This window comes from Salinicola salarius (assembly GCF_002179555.1).
In the GTDB taxonomy this organism is placed as follows: domain Bacteria; phylum Pseudomonadota; class Gammaproteobacteria; order Pseudomonadales; family Halomonadaceae; genus Salinicola; species Salinicola salarius_A.
In genome coordinates, this window is the sequence record NZ_NHOU01000090.1 from 1 (window position 1) to 2,333 (window position 2,333).

The window sequence follows — 2,333 nt, forward strand, 5'->3', positions numbered from 1 at the left end:
TTCGGGCCGGCCTCATGAATAAGCCGGGATAATGAGATCCTTCCCGGCCGATACCGGACTCCTTAATTCCACCGAAAGGTGCCACTTCGGTTGAGATGGCCCCTTCATTAATGCCTATGATCCCAGCTTCCAGCTTCCAGCTCCTCGGCAACTCGCCAGACTCGGCCAATATCGCGTGAATAAAAATATGCCGACAGCCCATAATCTGACTCATTGGCCATACTAAGGACTTCCTCTTCGCTGCTGAACCGATAACAAGCGGCCACAGGCCCGAAAGTCTCCTCGTGAGTGACCATCATCTTGGCATTGGCATTTCCGATCACCGTCGGCGGATAGAAGGTGCCGCCGAGTTCGCTAGGCTTGCCCCCTGCGAGGATCTCGCCCCCTTTTTCAGCGGCATCAGCAACATGGGCCTGAACCTTGTCGAGGGCCATCGCATTAATCAGCGGTCCTTGGCACGCTCCCTCACAGAATCCTTCCGATACCTTGAGTTCCGAAGCGGCTTGGGCCAGTTTACGCGTGAACTCCTCATAGACAGCATCTTGGACATACAAGCGGTTCGCACAGACACAGGTCTGGCCGGTGTTGCGGAATTTGGCTGCTATTGCACCCAGCACCGCGGCATCGGCATCATCGAACACGATAAAGGGAGCATTGCCGCCAAGTTCCAGTGAAAGCTTCTTGACGGTATCAGCCGCTTGACGCATTAGTGACTTTCCAACCTGTGTAGAGCCGGTGAAAGATAGTTTGCGTACGACCTTGGCGTCCATAATGGCACCACCGATGGCAGGTGATCTTGCCCATCAGCAGTGGACACCCCGTTAAGACAGTACACTGAGACGAGGTGACCCATGACAAGGCAAGCTCCTTCGATGAAGAAAACCCGCAACCGTTATTCGCCCGAGTTCAAAGATGAGGCCTTGGCGCTCGCCGACCGTATCGGTGTCACCGCTGCTGCTCGCGAGCTTGGACTGCAGACCAGCCAGCTCTATCAGTGGCGTGCCAAGGCTCAGCAGAAGGCCAACACGTCCGAGCGTGAACAAGCGTTGGCCGATGAAAATGCGAGGCTTAAGCGGCAGCTCGCAGAGAAAGCGGAAGAGCTTGAAATTGCAAAAAAAGCCGCGGTGTATTTCGCGAAAAGCCTGAAGTGAAATACGCCTTCATCCATCAGCACCATCAGGCATTTCCTATCCAGCGCCTGTGTCGAAGCGTGGGCGTGGCCCGAAGCGGCTATTACGCTTGGAGGCAGTGCGGTGGGCTATCATCGGCACGACATCACCGGCAAGCCGCTCTCGACTATCGGGTAGCCAGCGCTTTTCATCGCAAACAGGGCCGCTCCGGCGCGCCTCGATTGACGCTCGATCTCAAGGATGAAGGGCTGTCGATCAACCGCAAGACGGTCGCTGCCAGCCTGCGTCGTCAGGGCCTTCATGCCAAAGCGGCTCGTCGGTTCAAGGCAACGACGAACTCACGACACGGCCTACCGGTTGCGCCCAATCTGCTGCAACAGGACTTTGTGGCAAAGGCGCCCAATCGGAAATGGGTCGGCGATATCACCTATCTGTGGACCAATGAAGGCTGGCTCTATTTGGCGGTTCTGCTCGATCTATATTCGCGCAAGGTCATTGGCTGGGCAATGCGTGAGCGCATGACAGCGGATCTCGTTGTCGACGCCCTGCAGATGGCGCTGTGGAACCGCCGAATGCCGAAGGGCGTCATCGTGCACAGTGACCGCGGAAGCCAGTACTGCTCGGTGTTATACCAGTCGATGCTGGCTCGGCACGGTCTGCACTGCAGCATGAGCGCTAAGGGAAACTGCTATGACAATGCCTGCGCCGAGAGCTTCTTCCATAGTCTCAAGGTCGAGGCGATCCACGGTGAACGTATCCGAACGCGAGAACAGATGCGCCAGCAGGTGTTCGAGTACATCGAATTGGACTACAACCGACAGCGTCGGCACAGTGCTATCGGGATGATCAGCCCGGTGGCCTTCGAGGCCCGAATGATCGCTTAAGTCGGTGTCCACCAACGCTGGGCAAGATCAGAAAGCGGGGTTTCCTCGGAAGGCTTCAATACCATGCTGCAGCCGGCGGCAATCGCAGGAGCCGCCTTCCGAGTGATCATCGCCAATGGGAAGTTCCAGGGCGTGATAGCACCAACCACATCAATGGGTTCCTTTGTGACCAAGATACGCGAGTTGGCCTTGTGACTCGGAATCACATCTCCATAGATACGCTTGGCCTCTTCGGCGAACCATTCCAGGAAACCGGCTGCATAGGCAACTTCACCGAGGGCTTCAGTGAACCCGGCTTATTCATGAGGCCGGCCCGAAA

The 2,333-nt window shown here is 56.7% G+C and carries 3 protein-coding genes and 1 pseudogene; 1 reads left to right on the forward strand and 3 read right to left on the reverse strand.

The features are described from left to right. Both CCD76_RS20610 and CCD76_RS19160 read right to left on the reverse strand, forming a co-directional pair. The coding region (locus CCD76_RS20610; RefSeq protein ID WP_306298820.1) for an aldehyde dehydrogenase family protein at window positions 1-202 on the reverse strand (202 nt) is incomplete at its 3' end. Beyond that, window positions 108-770, reverse strand: coding sequence for an aldehyde dehydrogenase family protein (locus CCD76_RS19160; RefSeq protein WP_306298821.1), 663 nt, complete (start codon window positions 768-770; stop codon window positions 108-110). The genes CCD76_RS19160 and CCD76_RS20610, both read right to left, overlap by 95 nt. A gap of 81 nt (window positions 771-851) precedes the next feature. Here CCD76_RS19160 and CCD76_RS19165 point away from each other — a divergent pair. Next, window positions 852-2,014, forward strand: a protein-coding gene (locus CCD76_RS19165) for an IS3 family transposase (protein ID WP_087721084.1) whose coding sequence is annotated in 2 segments (ribosomal slippage) — window positions 852-1,110 and window positions 1,110-2,014 — 1,164 coding nt in all. Because the reading frame shifts where the segments join, the coding sequence is not laid out codon by codon here. Window positions 2,015-2,034: 20 nt separating this feature from the next. On the opposite strand, the pseudogene CCD76_RS19170 reads toward CCD76_RS19165, so the two are convergent. Next, window positions 2,035-2,298 (reverse strand): annotated as a pseudogene (locus CCD76_RS19170) (aldehyde dehydrogenase family protein); the annotation flags it as partial. Between the last annotated feature and the right edge of the window lie 35 nt (window positions 2,299-2,333).

Bases quoted from the DNA above. Each gene is read 5' to 3' on its own strand.
- CCD76_RS19160 (WP_306298821.1), bottom strand. From the start codon at position 770: ATGGACGCCAAGGTCGTACGCAAACTATCTTTCACCGGCTCTACACAG.